Source organism: Bacillus sp. V2I10 (genome assembly GCF_030817055.1).
Lineage (GTDB): Bacteria > Bacillota > Bacilli > Bacillales > Bacillaceae > Bacillus_P.
The window spans coordinates 1,301,722-1,322,137 of sequence record NZ_JAUSYV010000001.1 but is presented as its reverse complement, the minus strand read 5'-3'; the positions used below and the strand labels follow the sequence as shown (position 1 = coordinate 1,322,137).

General features: G+C 41.4%; 16 protein-coding genes and 1 pseudogene. 2 read left to right on the top strand and 15 right to left on the bottom strand.

The genetic code is table 11. From position 1 onward, the window contains the following. Nucleotides 1-243: 243 nt before the first annotated feature. The 4 genes from QFZ72_RS06660 to QFZ72_RS06645 all read right to left on the bottom strand — a co-directional run bounded on the left by QFZ72_RS06660 (nucleotide 244) and on the right by QFZ72_RS06645 (nucleotide 7,572). The gene (locus tag QFZ72_RS06660) at nucleotides 244-1,581 is read right to left on the bottom strand and encodes an ABC transporter substrate-binding protein (protein ID WP_307431047.1); all 1,338 of its coding nucleotides are present in this window, start codon (nucleotides 1,579-1,581) and stop codon (nucleotides 244-246) included. After that, nucleotides 1,578-3,194, bottom strand: a complete 1,617-nt coding sequence (locus tag QFZ72_RS06655; RefSeq protein ID WP_307431044.1) for a response regulator transcription factor — start codon at nucleotides 3,192-3,194, stop codon at nucleotides 1,578-1,580. The genes QFZ72_RS06660 and QFZ72_RS06655 overlap by 4 nt, the downstream gene beginning before the upstream one ends. Beyond that, nucleotides 3,169-4,974 carry a cache domain-containing sensor histidine kinase gene (locus tag QFZ72_RS06650; protein WP_307431043.1) on the bottom strand — a complete coding sequence of 602 codons (1,806 nt, stop codon included), beginning with the start codon at nucleotides 4,972-4,974 and terminating at the stop codon, nucleotides 3,169-3,171. Before QFZ72_RS06650 ends, QFZ72_RS06655 begins: the two co-directional genes overlap by 26 nt. Nucleotides 4,975-5,157: 183 nt before the next feature. Next, nucleotides 5,158-7,572 (bottom strand): immune inhibitor A domain-containing protein, encoded by a 2,415-nt coding sequence (locus QFZ72_RS06645; RefSeq protein ID WP_373464439.1) that lies wholly within the window; start codon nucleotides 7,570-7,572, stop codon nucleotides 5,158-5,160. A gap of 262 nt (nucleotides 7,573-7,834) precedes the next feature. Between QFZ72_RS06645 and QFZ72_RS06640 the strand changes: the two genes are divergently transcribed. Beyond that, complete coding sequence (locus QFZ72_RS06640; protein ID WP_223437639.1) at nucleotides 7,835-8,152, top strand: hypothetical protein; 318 nt, start codon at nucleotides 7,835-7,837, stop codon at nucleotides 8,150-8,152. A gap of 248 nt (nucleotides 8,153-8,400) precedes the next feature. Here QFZ72_RS06640 and QFZ72_RS06635 read toward each other — a convergent pair. The 3 genes and pseudogenes from QFZ72_RS06635 to QFZ72_RS06625 all read right to left on the bottom strand — a co-directional run bounded on the left by QFZ72_RS06635 (nucleotide 8,401) and on the right by QFZ72_RS06625 (nucleotide 11,085). Continuing rightward, nucleotides 8,401-8,861, bottom strand: a pseudogene (locus QFZ72_RS06635) (GNAT family N-acetyltransferase). A 374-nt stretch (nucleotides 8,862-9,235) separates the two neighbouring features. Further along, the gene (locus QFZ72_RS06630; RefSeq protein WP_307431038.1) at nucleotides 9,236-10,075 is read right to left on the bottom strand and encodes an MBL fold metallo-hydrolase; all 840 of its coding nucleotides are present in this window, start codon (nucleotides 10,073-10,075) and stop codon (nucleotides 9,236-9,238) included. A gap of 56 nt (nucleotides 10,076-10,131) precedes the next feature. Then, entirely contained in the window at nucleotides 10,132-11,085 is a 954-nt protein-coding gene (locus QFZ72_RS06625; protein WP_307431035.1) for a TRM11 family SAM-dependent methyltransferase, read from the bottom strand. 135 nt (nucleotides 11,086-11,220) lie between these two features. Here QFZ72_RS06625 and QFZ72_RS06620 point away from each other — a divergent pair, with 135 nt between their 5' ends. Next, nucleotides 11,221-11,430 (top strand): hypothetical protein, encoded by a 210-nt coding sequence (locus QFZ72_RS06620; protein WP_307440046.1) that lies wholly within the window; start codon nucleotides 11,221-11,223, stop codon nucleotides 11,428-11,430. Between the two features lie 45 nt (nucleotides 11,431-11,475). Here the strand turns inward: QFZ72_RS06620 and QFZ72_RS06615 are convergent, their stop codons facing one another. From QFZ72_RS06615 to QFZ72_RS06580, 8 genes are all read right to left on the bottom strand, one after another. Further along, nucleotides 11,476-12,174, bottom strand: coding sequence for a coiled-coil domain-containing protein (locus tag QFZ72_RS06615; protein WP_307431032.1), 699 nt, complete (start codon nucleotides 12,172-12,174; stop codon nucleotides 11,476-11,478). A 103-nt stretch (nucleotides 12,175-12,277) separates the two neighbouring features. Then, a complete protein-coding gene (locus QFZ72_RS06610; RefSeq protein WP_307431028.1) occupies nucleotides 12,278-13,723 on the bottom strand; it encodes a DEAD/DEAH box helicase in 1,446 nt (481 codons plus the stop codon). Between the two features lie 171 nt (nucleotides 13,724-13,894). After that, the gene (gene menC, locus QFZ72_RS06605; protein ID WP_307431025.1) at nucleotides 13,895-15,004 is read right to left on the bottom strand and encodes an o-succinylbenzoate synthase; all 1,110 of its coding nucleotides are present in this window, start codon (nucleotides 15,002-15,004) and stop codon (nucleotides 13,895-13,897) included. Beyond that, nucleotides 14,994-15,815 (bottom strand): GNAT family N-acetyltransferase, encoded by an 822-nt coding sequence (locus QFZ72_RS06600; RefSeq protein WP_307431022.1) that lies wholly within the window; start codon nucleotides 15,813-15,815, stop codon nucleotides 14,994-14,996. The genes menC and QFZ72_RS06600 overlap by 11 nt, the downstream gene beginning before the upstream one ends. 17 nt (nucleotides 15,816-15,832) lie before the next feature. Further along, nucleotides 15,833-16,951, bottom strand: a complete 1,119-nt coding sequence (locus QFZ72_RS06595) for an amidohydrolase (protein WP_307431020.1) — start codon at nucleotides 16,949-16,951, stop codon at nucleotides 15,833-15,835. Between the two features lie 18 nt (nucleotides 16,952-16,969). Next, complete coding sequence (locus QFZ72_RS06590; protein WP_307431017.1) at nucleotides 16,970-18,349, bottom strand: YjiH family protein; 1,380 nt, start codon at nucleotides 18,347-18,349, stop codon at nucleotides 16,970-16,972. Between the two features lie 23 nt (nucleotides 18,350-18,372). Beyond that, on the bottom strand, nucleotides 18,373-19,230 hold the full coding sequence (locus tag QFZ72_RS06585) for a MurR/RpiR family transcriptional regulator (protein ID WP_307431016.1): 858 nt from the start codon (nucleotides 19,228-19,230) through the stop codon (nucleotides 18,373-18,375). Nucleotides 19,231-19,400: 170 nt separating this feature from the next. Continuing rightward, complete coding sequence (locus tag QFZ72_RS06580) at nucleotides 19,401-20,168, bottom strand: 3D domain-containing protein (RefSeq protein ID WP_307431013.1); 768 nt, start codon at nucleotides 20,166-20,168, stop codon at nucleotides 19,401-19,403. Nucleotides 20,169-20,416 lie beyond the last annotated feature (248 nt).

The following is a 20,416-nucleotide window of genomic DNA, read 5'->3' as shown; positions in this document are numbered from 1 at the left end:
CCAGAGATCTCTTTTCTGTTTCTCTGTATCTTCACTTTATCAAACAGGCATTTTGAAAAAGTTTGAATTCTTTGGAGGAAGGAGTTTAATATTTTTGGCACTTAAAAAAAGAAAAAACCCGAGTCCGAAGACTGCGGGTTCCGTTTAGTGCAAATTTCTCTGTAAATCCATTGTGTTTTTAACTGCAAATTGTATTTTTCTCCTCTAAAATGGAACAACTTGTGCAGCGACCCCATTTCATTACTAGTCATTTATATCATCCAGTCCACTGTTTATTTTCGCCACTGCCTTATCTGCAGATGCTTTTACCTCTTTTCCGCCTATGCCGATGTCTTCAAATAATTCCTTAAGAGAATCGCTTATGACCGGGTATGCGGGGGAAACTGGCCGGTTTTTTGAGTACTTCAATGCCTGCTGCACAAAGATATTTTTGGGGTAGGCAGTCAGCTCAGGAAATGCTTTTAAGACGGAAAATCTTGCTGGCATATCGCCTGTTATATCCACATATTTTTTTGAACCCTCAAAGCTTGTCATATACCTGATAAACTTCCATGCCTCTTCCGGATGCCCGGATTTAGCCGAAATTCCGAGTGCCCAGCCTCCATTTGGAGTAACCTGATAATTTCCCTTTGGCAAAGGAGCTACTCCGAAGTCCTCCCCAAGTTTAAAATCAGGGTTATTCCGTTCGATTTCCCCAAGCATCCATGATCCCAAGACAGACATGCCCAGGTGTCCTGTTATAAACGGATCGGGAGGCAGTTCAACAGACGCCACTTTGTAGCGGTGATAGAGGTCCTGATAGAATTGCAGGGCCTGTACCGCGTTTTTTGAATTAAGATAACCGGAGGCAGTTTTTCCATCAGGGCTCAAAACATCCGCACCAAATTGCCATAATAAAGGCGTTTTGAAGTAGCTTGGAGATTCCCCGTCGCTGAATCCCTGTGCAGGATCAATCCCGAAGATTTCATTCCCGGGATCATTTATTTTTTTGGCCATTTCCACTACCTCGTCCCATGTCATTGGAGATGCAGGATCATCGGATGGAAGCGGCAATCCGGCTTTTTTAAATAGGTCAATATTATAAAATAAGGCCACACCTGATTCTGCAATGGGAGACAGATAGATTTCATCTTCAAATTTCATTCCTTCAAGTGTTGAAAAAGGAATATCCTCGATCTCTCCTTCTTCTTTCATTTCCTTGTCAATCGACAACAGCGCACCTGAATTGGCATAGAGGGCGAGGTTAGGACTGTCGATCGACATAATGTCAGGCGGGCTTCCGGCCGCGATTTCCGTTCTCAGTCTTAACTCATAATCTCCATACGGGATGGCATTCATTTTAATAGTGATTCCAGGATGAGAGGATTCAAAGGCTGCTATCAGTTCTTTATAAGCTTCATTTTCTAGCTTGGTGCCATAATTCCTCCAGAAAGTCAGTTCAATGTTCTCTGATTTCCCAGAGAGCACTCCTGGGTTGTTTTTTTCCTCATTTGAAAACAAGCTGAATGAAGAAAAGGCATAATAGCCTGCTGCAATGAACAGCAGAATGACTGGTATAAAAATGGCAGCTCTTTTTTTCATCGTCTTTCCCTGCCTGCTATTTCATCCATGTTTAGTGCTGCCTTCCGATATTCTGCAGGAGTCTGTCCGGCATGTTTTTTAAAAACGGTGCTGAAGTAGCCGGAATTAGAATAACCTGTCAAGTACGCGATATCAATCACTTTCAGCTGTCTGTCTTTTAATAATTCACATGCATGCTTCATCCGTACCTCCACTAAATAATCACTGAAGTTCTGGCCGACATGAAGCTTAAAAAGTTCAGATAAGTAGGCACTATTGATATGAAATTTTTCAGATAAAGAGGTCAGCGTCACTTCATTTGCAAAATTCAGGTCCAAATAACGGCGGACATTTTCAACAATAGCCAAACCGTTTGGTGAAGAACGTGACTTGCTTACCAGAAGGATAATTCTGTGAGCAAATTCCATTACTTGCTCAATCACTTTTTCATGGGCGGTCAGTTCTCCGATGCTCTGCTGGCAAGTCCACATCGTCTGATTGATTTCCGCTCTGTTCATATCATATTTCGCAGCAAGTGATTCAAGCAGAAGGAGCAGCCGATTGGCTGCAAAAGAAAAAGACAGCACGGACCCCGCTTTTGCTTCATTCAGAAGGTCATGTATCAGCTTCCTGCCATCCTGCAAGTTTCCATTTTCAATCAAGTTTGCTGCTTTTTTCTCCTGATCAGGTGAGAGTTCGAAAACGTCCTTATGAAGCGTTCCATCGATTACTTGTGATTTCAGTCCCGTATCACTCTGGCTCCAGGCAAGTAAAGAAGAAATATAGCCTGTTTTTAACTCCGCCAGATTTCTTACCTTCTTGCCCATCCCGATCACTGTTTCAGCTTGGAGATACTTTTTAACATACGTTTGTACCTTTTTCACAATACTCGAGGTTTCTAAAGACTTCTTTCTATCTATGCAATGAAGAAAGTGAAGCATGTTTGAATAGCCCGGATCATAATATGCACAAGTCCCTTCATACTGTTCGGCTATTTCTTTGCAGAGCATCCTAAACGGGAGCCAAAGTTCTTTTACTGAATGTTCTTCTGACGCCCTAAGTTCAACAGTGAAGAATTGAACGTGTTTTTCTTCTTCTGCAAGAAAGCCCAGCTTGAGGTGCTGGAGTCTTTCTGCAGCGAGAAATGGTTCAGACCATTCTTCCTTTACCAGCTGCAGCAAATACTGTTCTTTCATTTCTTCCAGCTGGGTGTGAACCATCCTGGAGATTTTTTCTGATTCAAGCAGCTGTTTTTTTTCAAGGACAATTTCTTCTTTCACTCTTCTCAAAGCCCCTGTGAGCTCATCGGGAGCTACTGGCTTCAGCAAGTAATCTTTCACACCTTCAACAAGAGAAGATCGGACATATTCAAAATCTGAGTACCCCGATAAAACGATGACTTTTACATGGGGATATTTCCTGTGGCACTTTCCCGCGAATTCAATTCCGCCCATGACCGGCATCCGTACATCTGTTATGACCAGATCTGCCTTTGTTTCTTCCACTAATTGAAGCGCTTCCCATCCATTTGATGCTTCTCCGGCAATCTGGAATCCTTCTTCCTCCCACTTTGCTTTCATTTTCAGCCCTCTGCGGACTTGAATTTCATCATCCGCTATAATGACCTTCATCATGTATATCCCCCTCATTTTCCTTTATACATAATGCAATGCTTGTCCCGGCTCCTTCTTCTGACTTGATTTCGATTGAAAAGCGGCTGCCGCAGAAGAGCTTCAATCTTCCAATCACATTTCGCAGGCCAATGCTGCTTCCGCTGCTGTCCAATACGCCCATGGTTTCATATTCTTTTTCTTCTGCCAAAAGCTGCGAAATCATCTCCTGAGACATGCCTATGCCATCGTCTTCTATCGATATCGTTAACCTGTTTTCTCTCCATTCTGTCCGAATCAGAATCTCTGCATCTGTTTTTTCCAGTAAACTGTATTTCACTGCATTTTCAACAAGCGGCTGGATAATAAATTTACAGATAGGGAAGGAAGCAGCTGCTTGATCCTCCTCAATTCTAAACTTGATGGCACCATCGTACCTCAGCTTCAGGATTTCAATAAAATCCCTGATGTAGGTAAGCTCCTCCCTTAACCTGACAATGTCTGTTTTCGTGTTTAATGAGTATCTCATCATTCTTCCAAGATAGATGCTCACATCCAGGACTTCCTTCTGTTTATTCTGCAGGGCAAGACTGCCGATAACTTCAAGCGTGTTGTTCAAAAAATGAGGATTGATCTGAAGAAGCAAGGCTTTATATTCAGCATCTTTTCTTCGGAGATTGGCCTTGTATTCTGTTTTAATCAATTCATTCAGCTTTACGATCGTATGATCAAATACCTTTATGGCATACCCAACTTCATGATTATAGGATTTTATCGTCGGCATAAACGTTCTTGCTCCTTCAAGGTCCCCTTTTTCAACAAATTTCATGGCATTTGTAAGCTTTCCAAGAGGCCGGACAATATTTGAAGAAAGGACATAAGAGGCTAGGATCGTCAGCAGAAAGATAACTCCGCTGAAAATCAATAAATTCTTCTGCAGTCTGTCAATTTCGGCAAATAGCTCAGACTTGGTGATTTCGCTCACCAGCGTCCAATTGCCTATCTTCAGCTTTTGAAAAAAGACAAGATAGTCTTCATGTTTGTACTCTGTTTCTATTAATCCATTAAACTGCTTCATGCGCTGAATTTTTCTTAGACTGTCATTTAGAATGGAATCTGGGGTTTCCATTTTTCCGGTAAGAACGTTCTCTCCGTTTTCATCAAGCAAATAAACACGTCCGTTTTCGCCGAGTTTAATTTTGCCAAGTGCCGTTTCAAGCAGCGAAGATGGAAAACTGACCTTGATGATTCCGGATAAATCAAGCATCTGCATATCAAAAAGGGGGATTAAATAACTGTTAATCTCTGCTTCCCTCATCGTCTGATGCAGCAGATACGGATCACGGTGATGGTTGACCCAGCGCTTTTCTCCCTTTGAAAACTCCTGGTACCATTCTGTTTCAGCAAGCTGAGGGTTATCCCCCCAGGTTCCTGTCCCATCGTTTAAAAAAACAGAAATGCCCATGCCATTTGAATTATTAATCATCATGGAAGAAAGCTGCATTTTCAGCTGATTTTTGATCAGAAGCCGTTCAGCAGACGGGACAGCCGGATCACTTTCTGCATGCAGCCACTCTTGAGTTGCCTGATTGACCAGTACCTGCTTCCCCAAATCCTCTGCCTGCGAGGTGACAGAATCAATATAGATGGAGTATTGCTCCATCATTTCGACTGTTGAATCTTTTGTCTGATCTTCTATTACGGATGTAAACCATGCCGGAATAAGAAGCGATAAAACAAGAAATGGAACGGTCAGGAGAATGGTAAAAATGATGAACAAACGGTTTCTCAGAGAATAAAACATGGAGCCTCCCGGGAACTTTTCAAAAGTTTCTGCTAGTTCTATTTTCTTAAAGTATAATACAAACCGGGGATGGCTGGGTTGTATTTTTATAATCAATCCGTTTGGTAAAAAAACTCGGGAGTTAGACATCATTCCATAAAAAAAGAAAAAGCAGCTTAAAAGCAAGCTGCCTTTTTCTTTCTCTTATTTCCGAATCCAAACCGCCCCAGCAGAGTTGTCCTTCGCTTCGCCTACAACCTGGAATTTCAGGCCGTAGTTTGGAACTTTGCGTCCAGCGTCTGGAACAACTTCATTCATGTATGATCTTGAGTCATCGAAGAATGTGACTCCTTTTAAACCGTTGTAGCTGTATTCGCCGCGTGTTGGGCTGTCTACGTACCAAGACGCAGATTTGTCATAAGAGAATGCTGCGTCTGCGATTTGGTAGCGTGTTGATTGTGTTGTGGTCAGTTTTCCGTCCAGCAATCCGTATAATGGCTGCGGATGAGAGTCAACGACTCCGAGGAATCCTTCACCAGGATGCTCACCAACCCAGTTGTCTGTGTAGCTGTCATCTGCATACCAGACGACCATGCCTGTATTGTATTTAGGTCCGCGGGAGAAAGCTAATGCTTTGTCAGATCCAGCGTAGTTTCTCCACTCTAAGTAATAATGGTGCTGTGCAAGGTATGTTCCGTCAAATGCTTTGAAGCCATCCAATATAAATTTAGATGTACCTTCTGCGTCGTCGCTGAAAACTTGCTCGCCGTCAGCTGTTAGGACTGCGTTGTCTAAAGCAAACCCTTCAGGTGCAAGACCGCCGTCTGTTAAATAATCAAATACCAGTTTTACTTTTTTGCCTGCAAATTCGCTGAGGTCATAGGATTTGTCAATCCATTTTCCGTTTGTTGTTCCTTTAGTAGCGTCGCCATCTGTTACATCGCCGCCTAAGATTTCAAGAACTTTGGTGCCATCTGCTGTCTCTGCTTTTACGGTTAATGAGTCACATGCGCAGCCGTATTCAATGTCATAGTTTGCTTTGTAAGAGAATGTTGCATTTGTTTTTCCTGTTAAATCGAATTCAGATGTTTCCATCACTGTATGAAGGTCATCGCCTTTTGAACTATGATAATATTTTTCACCGAATTCAGGCTGAATTGTGCTTTTTACTTGTTTCTCAGGAAGGTTTACTTTGACGATTCCCGGGTTGTTTGATTTTGTGACACTTTGATCGAGGAATGCTGCTGTTCCTTCAGCTGTCACGTCTTTGTAGTCAATTTCCTGGATATTCGCCCAGTTTCCGCCCATAACAGTTTGAAAGAATTCTTTATTCTGCGGGGAGAAGCTTGTCGGTTCTGTTCCCGCTGTTTGGCCATTCCAGCTGCCTCCGCTCATGATTGACCATGAGGCAACAGGCTCGCCGTTTCCGGAGTACTGCGTGTCATATTCGTCAGGAAGACCTAAATCATGTCCGAATTCATGTGCGAATACACCGACTGCACCATCTTCTGGCTGGATCGTGTAGTCAAATGCAGCCATTTGTCCACCCCAGTATGGTACTTCTGCTTTTGTTCCCGGGACAGCAAATACACCGTTTAAAGTCCAGCGGTGAGACCAGATTGCGTTGTTGCCCAATTTACCTCCGCCTGCTTCTTGTCCAGTACCTGCATGCACAATCATCAGGTGGTCAACAAGACCATCCGGCTCGTTTTGATTGCCGTCACTATCTAAATCATATAAATCAAACTCGTCATATTCAGCGAGGTCCATTCCAGATTCAGCTGCAGCTTTCAGCGTTTCTTTTACAAGATCACGAGGTCCAAGCGGCGCCAAGTTGTCATGGCCTCCAGCTGCATTGTCATCTCCATAATCCGCTGCTTTGCCCGGAACAGTCAGCCATTCAGAGACTGTACCGTCTACTGTATAGCTTCCGCCTGATTGCTCTTCATAATATTGCTTGAAGGTAGGTACTTTTTTACCGTCTAAAAGCTGAAACGGCTTGTCTCCGAAAAGCATTTTTTCATAATGTTCTTTGCTGAAATCATTCGAATACATGTAGCCTTCTTCTTTGACAATATTGTTATGTTTGAAATCTTCAAACTCGACAAGCAAAATTAGGACTTTGTCTTCTCTTACAGTCCCATTGTATTCAGACTGCTTTGCCGGCTTTACATTTACAAATTCGTCCTTTTTACTTTTTCCCAGCTTTTCATGACCTTTATTTAATTGCTTTGTCAGCTGTTCTTTCTGCTTTGTTAAGAAATCCTTTGATTTCATATCCATGTCGACTTTTGCCTCTTGATCATCTTCATGAAGATTTACTGTCGGTTTTTCGCCTTGCTTTTTCTCAATATATTTTTTCACGGCTGCAGCGACTTCCTTGTCACTTGCTTTTTGCGGAATGAGTCCTTGTTTTTTTAGTGCATTTGCCAGGCGGTCTTCATTGATAATGTTCAAATCAATTGGTGCAGACAATGCTGTTTGAACGTCTGTTGGTACAGGTTCTTTCGCAAATGCAGCTGGCGCGAATAAGCTTGCGGCCAAACTTGTTGCCAGAAGTGATGTTCCGAATTTCTTGCTCCACTTTGCCAATACTACCCCTCCTATTTGTAAGAACATGTAGAATTTTCTGTTTTTTCTACATATTTAAAGATAGCACAATCCGAATTAGATAGAATTGACCTTTTCTCCTATAATCGGAAAAATTTTACTAGAACAATAGATCAATAGGAATAAGCAGAACCTATTCTAATTAGCCTATAATCCTATTGCGAAGCAGGGAAGAAGGACGATAATCCCCGGATTACCCCCACAAAAAAGTCATAGATTATAAATAGTGTATTGAGATACATAGGCGAATAAGCTGCTTAGGAGGGGAAAGATGGAATCATATGTGAAAGATTCTCTGCATCAATGGAAAGAGGATATGCTGAAGCAAAAGAATGAAATAGACACTGAATATGACAAAGTCAAAAGCGAACTTCAGTTATATTCTTATAAATTTGGCATTACAAAACAAGTCATTCAATCTACTATAAACGATGAAATTATCAACAATATCAAAACAACCTATCAAAAGCCATTCGAAGAAAAATTCAATGAGCTGAAGCTTTATATAAAAGAGCTGGAAGAGAAGCGCAGAGTTTATCAGATGTTTGTAGAGAAGATTGAGAAGGTTAGTGAGTCGGAGGAGAATTAACAGATTGCAATCATCTTTTTTAAGTGGCTCTGATTACCCAAAGAAAAGGACCATCAATGAACTGCACCCAAATTGTTAGACACATCTAACAACTGAAGGTGTAGTTTTTTTATGACGAAATATTCATTAGATACTAAATTAGCTGCTGTTCATGCTTACCTTGACGGTGTGGAATCTTTTAAACAGAAAGCTCCAAAGCACAAGTAAGTACATTGAAGAAAAGCCACTCTGTTTATTGAACAATATAGTTAATTTACAGAAAGAAACAATACATCTTCTCCTGCATATACCTCCCCAGTGGGAAGAAAGCCAAAACTATTATATAGTTCGCGGGCAATTTTGTTCTCTTTATAAACAGTTAAACGAATTTCTTTGCATATGGCAAATTCACTTACTATCCATTGAATGATCTCGGTAGTGCAGACCTGCCGTAGCCTTTTCCCTGAAATCTTTCATCAATAATAAATCCGTTAATCCAGTACATATTAGTCGTATTTTCTTCGTAAGCATGCATAATAAATCCGACCATTCTCTCTTTGTCATAAATAGCAAATGGAATGTATTCGACGTTATCACCGTCTGGTTTAATGTAGACTTTTGCAAGGGATACGGCAACTGGGGGAGCATAATTACTTTGCTCCTTCTTAACTTTCAGAGTTAATGCTTCCTCCCAATTTTCTCTCGTAACCCGTTTCAATTGCACCTTCATAGAATCTCTCCTTTAATCATGATTTGATTTTCACTCTTTTTTATTACTATCTGGCACGTAATGAAACCTCTTCTTTAACTAAACTGCCAAGTAAACGGAACAACAAAAAAAGTTGCTTAAGCAACGTGTTCACTGACCTTTTAGTTATCAGCTTGCTGTTTAATTGAAACCTTTAAAGTGATTTAATTTGAGAGTTTTAAGATTTTTTCTTTGATTTCATTAAAATTATCTCTCGGTTACTTCTACAATCTATGGAAATATTCCTCCCGAGCTGCAGCCCGCAGAATTAGTGGATAATCTAGACTATAAGGATCGCTGCTGGCTAAAAAAATGCATCATAAAAAACAGCCGGAATAATCTTTTCCGGCTGTTTCCTATTGAAGATATTTCCCATGATCAGGCACCGCAAGCTTTTCGAAATCCCTGCTTAATTCAGCCAGTCCTTTTCTCAAGACTTCGCCTGACATTGGCAGTCCATGGCCTGTAATAGCAGTTGATGGCTTAAGTGCTTCCAAGGTTTTCACTGAGTCCCAGGCAGCTTGCCAGTCTGTTGTTAAGTACCTTGGAGGACCAGAAATTTCCTGCATTTGAGTAAACACCTTATAAAGTGAATCCTGTCTTACAGTTACAAACGCATCTCCTGCGATCAAAGTCCGGTCTTCTTCGCGATAGAAGGAAACATGGCCAGGTGTGTGACCAGGCGTATGGATCCATTTCCATTCTGCTAATCCTGGAATTTGTCCATTTTCTCCAAATGCCTGAACATGATCAGTTAGATTGATGGCATCATTCGGAAAAAGCGGTGACATCTTGGCGATCAAGCCGCCTTCAACGCTTCCATCCGGTTCCGGATAATCTTTTTGACCGGTCAGGTAAGGCTGTTCGAGTTCATGAGCATAGACTGGAACCTGCCACTGTTCGATAAGTTCAATGATGCTCCCCACATGATCAAAGTGCCCGTGTGTCAGCAATATTGCTTTAGGCGCAACTTCTACGCCAGCATGCGCTTCAAAAGCCGATTTAATCGTGTCTGCAGAGTGCGGCATGCCCGCATCAATCAAATACCAGTCATTGCCGCTTCTTAAAAAAACTACATTTACGATTTGATTGGTGTAGCAGTAGACCCCTGGCAGGACATCGAATTCCAGCCCGCTTGCAACAGATGTCATCGGCATCCATTTGTTCTCAAAGGAGCTCTCCATTTGGTCACTCATTGCTAATACCTCCTATGTATGGTTCAAAGGGTTAGTATCCTCAGGTCTGCCGTTATTTATTCACAAACAAGTATCTGCCTTGAAAACATCTGCTTCCTCACTGTACAGCGGTCTGCAATGCGAAACCCTGCTTCTTCAACCATGTGATCCATCGTTTCACTTGTCACAACCACCGTTTTATTCGAAATTCGGCGGGCATGTTTTAAAATAGACATCTGCTCATCGGGTGTAGCGTGAGTATAAAGGTTATATGGCATATCAATAATGGCGACATCATACTTGCCTGTGACTTCTGAAATCGGTGCTGTCCTGACGTCGCATTCATAGCCGAAATGAGCGATATTTTCTCTAGATCCATCTGTTACAAGCGGATTGATATCGCGTCCGATAATATCTATGCCCATGGATAACGCTTCTACAAGAACGGTTCCAATTCCGCAGCACGGATCGATCGCTTTTACTCCCAAAGGATGTGGAACAGCAATATTGGCAACTGCCCTTGCAACCCTTGTACTTAGTGCAGTTGAATATTCCCGCGGCTTTTTTAAATGATGCAGCCAGACCGGTTCGCTCCTGCGGTACTTTCCGAAATACCAGCGCCCTTCATGAGTTGTAATACCAAACGTCTGGTCTGGATTCCTGACATCAGCCTCTGCTTTAAAGGGCCAGCCAACCTGCCGCTCAATGTTTCTGCGCTCTTGATAACTAATTTGTTCATGATCTTCAAGATCATTGATTTTCAGAAAAATGATCTTAAACGTATCCGTTCCAATATCAATCTGCTCAACCTGCTTTACAATCTCAGAAAGCTCGTTTCCTTCATAGATGACTTCCAACCTCTCTTTCATAAAAGGACTTCTGCTCGGATCAATGTCAACGTCACTTTTCAAACTGAATCCATCGGGCTGAAAGCCAAAAAATGAACGCATCTCCAAGTGACACAATAAAAGCTCCTCTTCTGTACACGCAAATGTATATATAAATGCCGGTTTTCGGCTAAGTTTATTCAATCTATTCCCATCCTTTACCGCTTTAAAATATTCTTCCTTTCAAACCATATCTGTATTTGCGGAGAAATGCAATTGTCCAGATGGGTAATTTCTTCTTTTTGAGCAAATGCTACATATAAAAGGAGGCTGAGTGTCTTGAAAGAGAGGGAACCTTTAAGCCAAGAAGACGATCAAACTTCAGAGGGTCTGAATCAGATATTTGAGATCATAAACGCAAAAGGTGATGCAGGGGAATTAAAAGAGATCGTACAGACACCAGATGAGCATTTGTTATGCAGCGACGATTTATTTGACCGCCAGCTTTTTGCGATTGTGGATGATACTGTACGTGAAGATGAAGAATAAATAGAAAAAAAGCGCACCTTCACATACAAGTGAAAGTGCGTATTTTTATTCTACAGGAATTAACTTAACCGGTGCCATCGTTTCAATGATATTGCCGTCATCGCAGAAAAACACATATTCCGGCACTGAGAATGAATCATTCCCAAGGATCGTGTTGACCGCTGCCATTCCGCTTGAATCATAGACGAAGAAATTGCTTCCTTCACCGTTTGGCACAGCTTTATATCTTCCTGCCGGCAAATCTTTTCCTACTATATATTGACCTGCACTTAACGTTTTGGGAGCATCTTTTTTTTCAAGAATCTGCCCTTCGATGGAGGCTAATTCAAGTTTTTTTGCATCGATTTCCTTCTTTAGTTTTGCTGCTTCCGCTTTAGCGGCTTCAAGGTTCTCAGAAGAATGTTTGATTTCTTCTTGTACTTTCTCTTTTTCAGATATAATGGCTATTGCTTCGCTGTACTCTTTTTTCTTGCTTTCTAAGGTGTCTGTTTTGCTTTCGATTTCTTTCTTTACTTGATCAAGCTCTGCCTCTCTGTTTTTCACTTCCTCAGATTTTTCTGCAAGTTCATTTTCCTTATCTGCCAATTTCCCTGTCAGCTTTTCATATTTTACTTTTTGCCCTTCAAGCTTTACTGCAGCTGTACTGTTTCCGATAAAATAAGCTGCAATAAGAAAAATCACGACAGCTGTTCCAATGCCTATCTTAAGTAATCGTGAATTCTTATTCTGTGTATTTTCGGACACTTCATTTCCCCCTTTATTTTTCGGCCGTAATCTCACCTTATTACTAGGAAAATGAATTAGAACAGCAAAAAACTCCGCCAAGGATGAACGGAGTTTTCTTACTTTATTTATTCGCTTCATGAACTTTCAAAAGCTTGCCTTTAATCGTTGTATTTTTCATTGCTTTCAAAACGATTGGTCCTTTTCCATTAAGAATCTCTACATAAGAAACGTTATCCTGAATGGTGATGATGCCAATGTCGCCTGCTGTCATTCCGGGAATCTTGGCGATCGTACCGACAAAATCGACTGCACGGATTTTCTTTTTCTTGCCTCCGTTGAAATAGAGCTTCATAATTCCTTTATTCAGCTTGGCACTTTTGTCTTTTTTAATTTCAGGACGGGATGTTATTTTTTCTTCGAATGCACCTTTTGCTTTAGAAATAACTTCGCTCGTTGGGGCAAGTGTTCTAGGAATTTCAAAGCCGATATAATCTTCAATTTCGGTAAGGAATTTTTCCTCATATGGCGTAATGAAAGTAATCGCTTTTCCTGTTTTGCCTGCCCGGCCCGTTCTGCCAGTTCGGTGTACATAGCTTTCTTTTTCAAGCGGCAGGTCATAGTTAATGACATGTGTAATATTATCAATATCGATTCCTCTGGCGGCGACATCTGTCGCAACTAAATACCGGAATTTTCCCTTTTTGAAATCATTCATGACAGCAAAGCGATCTTCTTGATAAAGGCCGCCATGAATTTTATCACAGGGATAATTGGCGCGGTCTAATTGTTTAAATACGGCATCAACCTGCTCTTGTGTTCTGCAGAAGATGATGCAGCTGTCAGGGTTTTCAACGACAGTCACAGCTTTAAGAAGAGTGAACTTCTCCTCTTCTCTCACCACAATCAACGAATGTTCAATTGATGCAGTCGTCAGCCCAGCAGCTTTTATCTCAATTTCAACCGGTTTTTTCATATATTTATGGCAGAGATTTTCTACATCCTTTGGTAAAGTAGCTGAAAAGAGCATTGTAACTCTGTCTGTTGGAAGCTTATCAATAATCGCTTCTACCTGGTCGATGAATCCCATATTCAGCATTTCGTCGGCTTCGTCAATAATCAGATATTGCAGCTTTTCCAAAGCAAGTGTTCCTTTTTCAATATGATCAAGGACTCTTCCGGGTGTTCCGACTACAACATGAGTCTTTTGCTTCAGCTCAATTTTCTGCCTGTCAAATGGCTGTTTGCCATAAATGGCCGCCGCTTTTATCCGTTTGAACCTGCCGATGTTTGTTATATCCTCTTTTACCTGTGCAGCGAGCTCCCTTGTTGGAGTCAGAATTAAAGCTTGAGGCTTATTTTCCTCCCACTCAATCATTTCACAGAGCGGAATGCCAAACGATGCCGTCTTCCCGCTCCCTGTTTGTGATTTCACGACAAGATCCTTCTTTTCTAAAGCGACAGGAATGACTTTATTCTGAACTTCTGTCGGTTCCGTATAATTTAAGCTATCCAGCGCTCTCACAATTTCCGCGCTTAATTTATAATCAATAAACCCTTTATTACTCATTTAGCATCCTCATTTTTTCTTGTGTTTTTTCAAGTATTTAACTCATGAATCATCATTATACTTGAAATAAGCTGTTAGAGCGTGATAAATATTGGTTATTGATTCATTTCACCTGCGGATGAAAAAAACAAGAAAGGATAACCCTTCTTGCTTTTCCTGAGTTTTCTTAAATTAATTATGATAAAAACGGCTGTATGACGTGATATTCTCGATTTGTTCCAGGTCCGGTTCATACCCGATTCCAGGACTTTCTGGAATATAAATGTATCCATCTTTCATTTCCACTTCCGGAGTAATAATATCCCGCTTCCAATAATGAGAAGAAGGGGCTGTATCTCCAGGCAGAGTGAAGTTGTTCAGTGAAGTTATGGCAATATTATGAGCTCTGCCGATTCCCGCTTCAAGCATTCCGCCGCACCACATCGGAACGTTGTGCAGCTCACATAAGTCATGAATTTTTTTTGATTCTGTGAGCCCGCCGACACGTCCGATTTTAAGATTGATAATCCTGCAGCTTCCAAGCTCAATCGCTTTTCTCGCATCTTCTGCACTATGTATGCTTTCGTCCAGACAAATAGGCGTTTTGAGCTGAGCCTGCAGCCTTGCATGGTCAACGATGTCATTATGAGCCAGCGGCTGTTCAATCATTGTTAATCCGAATTCGTCGAGTGCTTTTAGGTGTTCTATATCATTCAGCGTATAGGCGCAGTTTGCGTCGGCCATCAGCTGAATATGCGGAAATTCCTGACGAATTAATCTAATAATATCAACATCCCAGCCCGGCATAATTTTCACTTTAATCCGCTTATATCCAGCCTTCAAATAACCATCGATTTGTTTTAGCATTTTCGCCTGAGATTGCTGGATGCCGACACTTACACCCACTTCGATTTTGTCTCTTGCACCACCGAGCGCTTTCGCCAAAGTCATGTTTTTCTCTTTTGCATAGAGATCCCAAACAGCCATTTCAATCGCGGCTTTGGCATTGTAGTTACCGCGTATCTTTATAAATCGCTCTGACACCCCATCTGGATGAGTGACAGGCTCTTGATAAAGAAGCGGAATCAAGTGATCGCTCATCATATGCCAATTCGTTTTGACCGTTTCTTCATTATAGATTGGCTGCGTAATGGAAACAGATTCTCCCCAGCCTGATAATCCTGATTTCGATTTCACTTCAACTAAAATAATGTCTTTATCTTCTTCTGTTCCGACACTTGTGGTAAAAGGATGCAGCAGATCCATCTTGATTTGCCTTAGGATAATGCTTTTAATTTCCATTTCCTTGTCCCCCATTCTCTAAGAGGTATAGATACTGGCCAATGTGACGATTATCTTTCACTAAATCGGATACCACCCACCCCTGACTTAAATAATGGGAGAACACTTCGCCAGTTTTATCTCTCCATTCTTTAGCAAGCTGAAAATCAGCCCTTTTGATTTCCTGAAACTGTCCAGGCACGGGAACGAAAATATGCGGACTTTGCAGGGACAGGTCTGTTTTTTCCGGAAAAGGAAAATTGTCTATTTCATTTGTATAAAGAGCATATGGAATGTTTGCTTGTTTCACATTTACTTTGTTTTGCTCATTCAAATGCCATTCGACTAAAAAACGGTCTGTCGGTATACCAGCGTTTAAATTGTCCGCCATTTCGCCGTAAACATTAGGGATATATTCCTTTGCAATTGCACCTAGCTTATGTATGTTAAGATTTCCATTGACGGTTTCCAGCGGATCGTATGTCCAGGTGATCCGGTCATATCCCATCTCAAGTGCTGTGTCTTTTTGTGCGATTTTCAGTTTTTCTCCGATTCCAAATTTGCGGTAATCCGGATGGATGCCTAAGCTGTGGGAAACGAGATACACTTTATTCCCGTCATATCCCGGAAAACTGTATTGAAAGCCAATGAGCACATTTTTATAAAAGGCGCCAAGAATAAAGCCGCCATTTTTCACAACAGCCACACTTTGATTAACAGGAACAGAATCCTCTATACTCCAGATTATTGCCTCAAGGCGCCTGACTTCTTCCAGCTCTTTTACCGTTTGAAGATTGCGGATAATCATTGAATCCTGCACTTCTTTTTTCAAGATTCTATCCTCCTTGTTTACCATCGCTGCTGATCTGCATCCAGCAGCATTTGTGTTAAAATCTTAGTGCCATAAACTAAAGCCTCTTGATTAAATTGCATCTTTGGGTGATGCAAACCAGGTTTTAGGCCACAGCCGAGACCTATCATTGTAGCGGCAATCGCCGGATTTTCCGCCGTATAAAAATGAAAGTCCTCTGCCCCGGGAGAAACACAGGCCTCTTCGGTATTCTCTTCGCCAAGGATTGAGACAATCGCTTTTCTTGCTATCTCAATCGCAGGAAGATTCTTTACCGCTGCGGGTGAGTATTCCTCTACCTTTGAAGTAATTTCCGTCTCGGTTAACTCTTCGATTTTTGTAATCGTATGCTTCGCTTTTTCCAGAAGCATCTCCATCGTGTCATTCGATTCTGCCCTCAAATCAAGCGTAAAGCGAGCGTTCTCAGGAATCAAATTGGAGGCTTCTCCCCCATGCAGTTCCGTTATTTTTATTGAATAATGATCAGCTGCATTCAATTGAATTTGGCGTATCGCCCCGATTAACAGAGCGGCGGTCTCAAGCGGATTATTGCCCAGTTCTGGTCTGGCAGCGTGAGCGGGCACCCCTTTTATTACTCCTTTAATGCTTGCCGTTGAACCATGCAGAATAACAGGCGCGGCCTTTCCAAACGGAATTTCCATCACTGGACGCAAATGGATGCCGCCAAGAAACTTCACTTTCTGAAGGACGTTTTCCTCCATCATCTTAAGGGCGCCCGCTGCCTTTTCTTCCGCCGGCTGGAAGATAAAACGGACCGTATGCTTCATCTTCTGTTTTGAGAGAGTGAGTGCGGTAAACAGGACCATTGTGCTATGAGCATCGTGGCCGCAGGAGTGGTTGGGCACGACCACCCCGTCCACTTCCTGAACCAGTGCATCCATATCCGCGCGGAGGGCAATAACATCTGACTGCTCCCCCTCAAGCTCTGCGATAAAACCGAAATGCCCTTCATAGGTTTGAATAATAAAGCCTGCATTTACTAGTTTTTCTTTTATATATTGTGAGGTTTTTTCCTCCTCCCAGCTTGGCTCTGCAAGCAGGTGCAGCTCCTGATACGTTTTTAGTATTTCTTTCTTGTGTTCGTCTGCAATGTGCATTCCTGTCTTTGCCTCCTATTAAAAAATCATATGCGCGAATATCACAACAATTGGGAGAGTAATCAATGTTCGGATTAAGAAAATCAGGATCAAATCAAAAATAGTGACCGGCAGCTTTGAACCGAGCAGCAAACCACCCACTTCAGACATATAAATAAGCTGCGTAACAGATACACAAGCAATAATAAATCGGGTCATTTCGCTTTCGATCCCGCTGCCGATTACAGCAGGCAAAAACATATCTGCAAATCCCACTACCATAGTTTGCGCTGCTTTATCCGCTTCTGGTACCTGCATTAAAGTGAGAATCGGTTCAAACGGTTTTCCCAAATACATAAAAAATGGAGTAAACTCTGCAATGACAAGCGCGATCGTCCCAATAGCCATCACAATCGGCAAGACCCCAAACCACATATCCGCCACATTTTGGACTCCCTCTTTTAATACAGAACGTGGTCCATCATTCTTTTTTGCTTTCATAACTGCTTGCTGAAAGCCCCACTTTGCCGGGGAGATGTTTTGAAGAATTTCAGTTTCTTCCTTTAGCACTGTTTTTTCATAGCCAGTATTCGCTTTTCTTGAAAGCGGCGGAATACGCGGCATGATCAGAGCAGCAGCAAGTCCGGCAACAACAATCGTCCCGTAGTAAGGAAGAAAATACTGTTCTAATTTCAAGTAATTAATGACCACGATTGTAAACGTGATGGAAACAACAGAGAACGTTGTCGCGATAACCACAGCTTCGCGCTTTGTATAATATCCATCCTCATATTGCTTCGTTGTTAAAAGAACTCCAATCGTTGCATCCCCTACCCATGAAGCCAGGCAGTCAAGTGAAGAACGGCCGGGAAGTGTGAACACAGGTCTCATTATTTTTAGAAACAGCGCTCCAAAAAACTCGAGTAATCCAAAGTTTAATAGAAGAGGCAAAAGCAGTCCTGCCAATAAAAACGTTGAAAAAAGAATCGGAATTAGCTCATAAATTAATAGTCCTCCTGTATTCTCTGAAAAAATCATTTCAGGTCCTATCTTGTAGAAGGTAATTACAGCAAATACAGTTCCTAGAACCCGGGCCATCAGCCAAAATGGACTAACGTTTAATAATGTATTAAAGTAAGTGCTTTTTGTTATAAACTTCGGCTTTATAGCTGCTGCTGCAAGTGATCCAGCCATGGAAAGAACCATAATCAATACTGTAATGGCAGGAATGAGATTACCTATATACGAGTTAATTTGACCGGCTAAAAAAGCAACCGGAATGGTCATTCCATCTTCCGTCATAATCGGTATGACAAACAAGAAGATTCCAATTAATGAAGGAATTAAGAATGTTAATATGTCCCCTGCAGGAAACGTTTTGAACTCTGCTTTTTCATTTAATTTCGGCACTCCATTCATTCAAATACCCCCTATGTTTGGTTTTACTCTAAAAATAATTCCTGATCCGTATAAAGCTTTTCCAATTTTTGCTGACGAAGGCTGATTCTGTCCCGATCCCGATGCTTAACACCTTCCATGATGACTTCCAGTAAACTGACAACAGAAGCAATCGAATGATCCCCCGAGTCCAGCTTTTCCTCCGTTGTTAACGTAATTTCAGCAAGCTGTCCAACAGGAGAAAACTGTCTGTTTGTAAGGGCTATCACTTTTGCCCCTTGAGCTTGTGAGCATTTTGCAAGTTCTATGGATTCTCTCCGGTATCTTGGAAACGAGAAAATAATCACCGCAGAATTTTGATTCAGATCAAGAATATCTTCAAGTGAAAAGCCTGATGAACTTGAAATTGCTACATTATCCCTATATTGCTTGAGGGTATAATGCAGCCAATAGGCAGCTCCGTAGGAACTTCCAAATCCGCCTATATAAATGCGGTCAGACTGTATAAAGTGATCAACCGTCTTCCAAATCTCGTTCTCATCGACCTGCATTAATAATTGCTGCAATACAGATGTTTCTTTCTCGATGACCGAACTGAAAATGCTCATTTCATTTGGTTGTTTCAATTCTGCAGGCAATCCTTCAAGGCCTGCACCCTGTTTCTTTTCCAGCCAATTCCTGCGCAGTGCCTCCTGCATGTCTGAATAACCTTTAAAACCTAGAGCATAGGCCAGACGAATAACGGTCGTCTCACTTACGCCTGCTCTTTTCCCTAATTGAAAAGCAGTGAGCAATACCCCTTCTTCCTTGTGCAGAGTAAGGAATTCAGCAGCTTTTTTCTGACCTTGCGATAAAGAAGAATAATTTTCCTTAATAATTTGAGAGATTGATTTTGGTTTCATGTCTGCTCCTTTTCATTTACGTGAAGGAAAAACTTCATTTATTTTATTATATTAAATCTTTCCCTTCATATTCAATCATTATTTTAATTATTCAGAAATTAACCAATAAAAAATACGGCAGATTTCCATTTTTCGGAAGGTCTGCCGCATCTTATCAATCTGTTAATCTATTAATTTAATACCTTCACATTAACTTCTCTCTTACCGAATGCTACTGCAGCATCTTGTGTCGGGATGAAAACATCAATGCGGTTCCCATTAATTGCACCGCCAGTATCTTCTGCTGTTGCATAGCCGTAGCCTTCAACATATACCTTAGATCCAAGCGGAATGACGCTCGGGTCTACCGCGATTACTTTTTTATCAGGGTTCGCTTTTAAATCAACGCCTGTAGCAGTTGTTCCTGAGCAGCCTTCACAGCTTGCAGTGTATGCTGTAGCTGTTACGGTTAATTCTTTTGCTACGCCTTCTTCACTGACGTCGTTTTCTGCCACTGCACTTGCAGAAGCATCATTTACAGAAGGGTTTTGATCCTTCGGTTCTGGCTTAGCTTCTGGAGCGGGAGCTGGACTTGCATTGTCAGCATCACTGAAGATCACAAGCTCTTGACCAGGGTGGATGACATCTCCTGATAACTCGTTTTTCTCAGAAATATGCTCTACACTAGCGTCAAATTTCTCTGCGATGCTCCAAAGCGTATCGCCTGCAACAACTGTGTATACTTCTTCATCTGATATCTTTAATGTATTGTCTGCAATAATTATGTCTGATGTTAAATTGTTCCAGTTTTTAATATCATCTACTGAAACTTTGTGCTCCTGTGATAGGCTCCACAGAGTGTCTCCTTTATCTACTACGACCTCTTCTGCTTGCGCGCTAATTCCTGCTGTAGTTGTTAGAGCGGCTACAGCCGCTAATGAAAAGATAGTTTTTTTCATATTTTTCTTCCTCCTTCAGCAATTACGAATGTTTCCCATGTTATCACAAAAAGGAGGCTAATAAAAAACAGAGAGATAATAAATCTATTACAATTGTAACAGCGCTATAACAATAACCTTACTAATAAACTGAAAATTTCCACTTTATTCCTTGTTTTCCTTCAAAAATCCCTTGCAATCTAGTTAATTAATCACCTTTTTACTATAATGTTTCATTATATTAGCCCAGTTTAGAAATTCAATTATAA

Bases quoted from the DNA above. Each gene is read 5' to 3' on its own strand.
- QFZ72_RS06590 (WP_307431017.1), bottom strand. From the start codon at position 18,349: ATGAATGGAGTGCCGAAATTAAATGAAAAAGCAGAGTTCAAAACGTTT.
- QFZ72_RS06595 (WP_307431020.1), bottom strand. From the start codon at position 16,951: ATGCACATTGCAGACGAACACAAGAAAGAAATACTAAAAACGTATCAG.
- QFZ72_RS06660 (WP_307431047.1), bottom strand. From the start codon at position 1,581: ATGAAAAAAAGAGCTGCCATTTTTATACCAGTCATTCTGCTGTTCATT.
- QFZ72_RS06610 (WP_307431028.1), bottom strand. From the start codon at position 13,723: ATGAGTAATAAAGGGTTTATTGATTATAAATTAAGCGCGGAAATTGTG.
- QFZ72_RS06650 (WP_307431043.1), bottom strand. From the start codon at position 4,974: ATGTTTTATTCTCTGAGAAACCGTTTGTTCATCATTTTTACCATTCTC.
- QFZ72_RS06630 (WP_307431038.1), bottom strand. From the start codon at position 10,075: ATGAGTGACCAAATGGAGAGCTCCTTTGAGAACAAATGGATGCCGATG.
- menC (WP_307431025.1), bottom strand. From the start codon at position 15,004: ATGGAAATTAAAAGCATTATCCTAAGGCAAATCAAGATGGATCTGCTG.
- QFZ72_RS06585 (WP_307431016.1), bottom strand. From the start codon at position 19,230: ATGAAACCAAAATCAATCTCTCAAATTATTAAGGAAAATTATTCTTCT.
- QFZ72_RS06580 (WP_307431013.1), bottom strand. From the start codon at position 20,168: ATGAAAAAAACTATCTTTTCATTAGCGGCTGTAGCCGCTCTAACAACT.
- QFZ72_RS06645 (WP_373464439.1), bottom strand. From the start codon at position 7,572: ATGTTCTTACAAATAGGAGGGGTAGTATTGGCAAAGTGGAGCAAGAAA.
- QFZ72_RS06655 (WP_307431044.1), bottom strand. From the start codon at position 3,194: ATGATGAAGGTCATTATAGCGGATGATGAAATTCAAGTCCGCAGAGGG.
- QFZ72_RS06640 (WP_223437639.1), top strand. From the start codon at position 7,835: ATGGAATCATATGTGAAAGATTCTCTGCATCAATGGAAAGAGGATATG.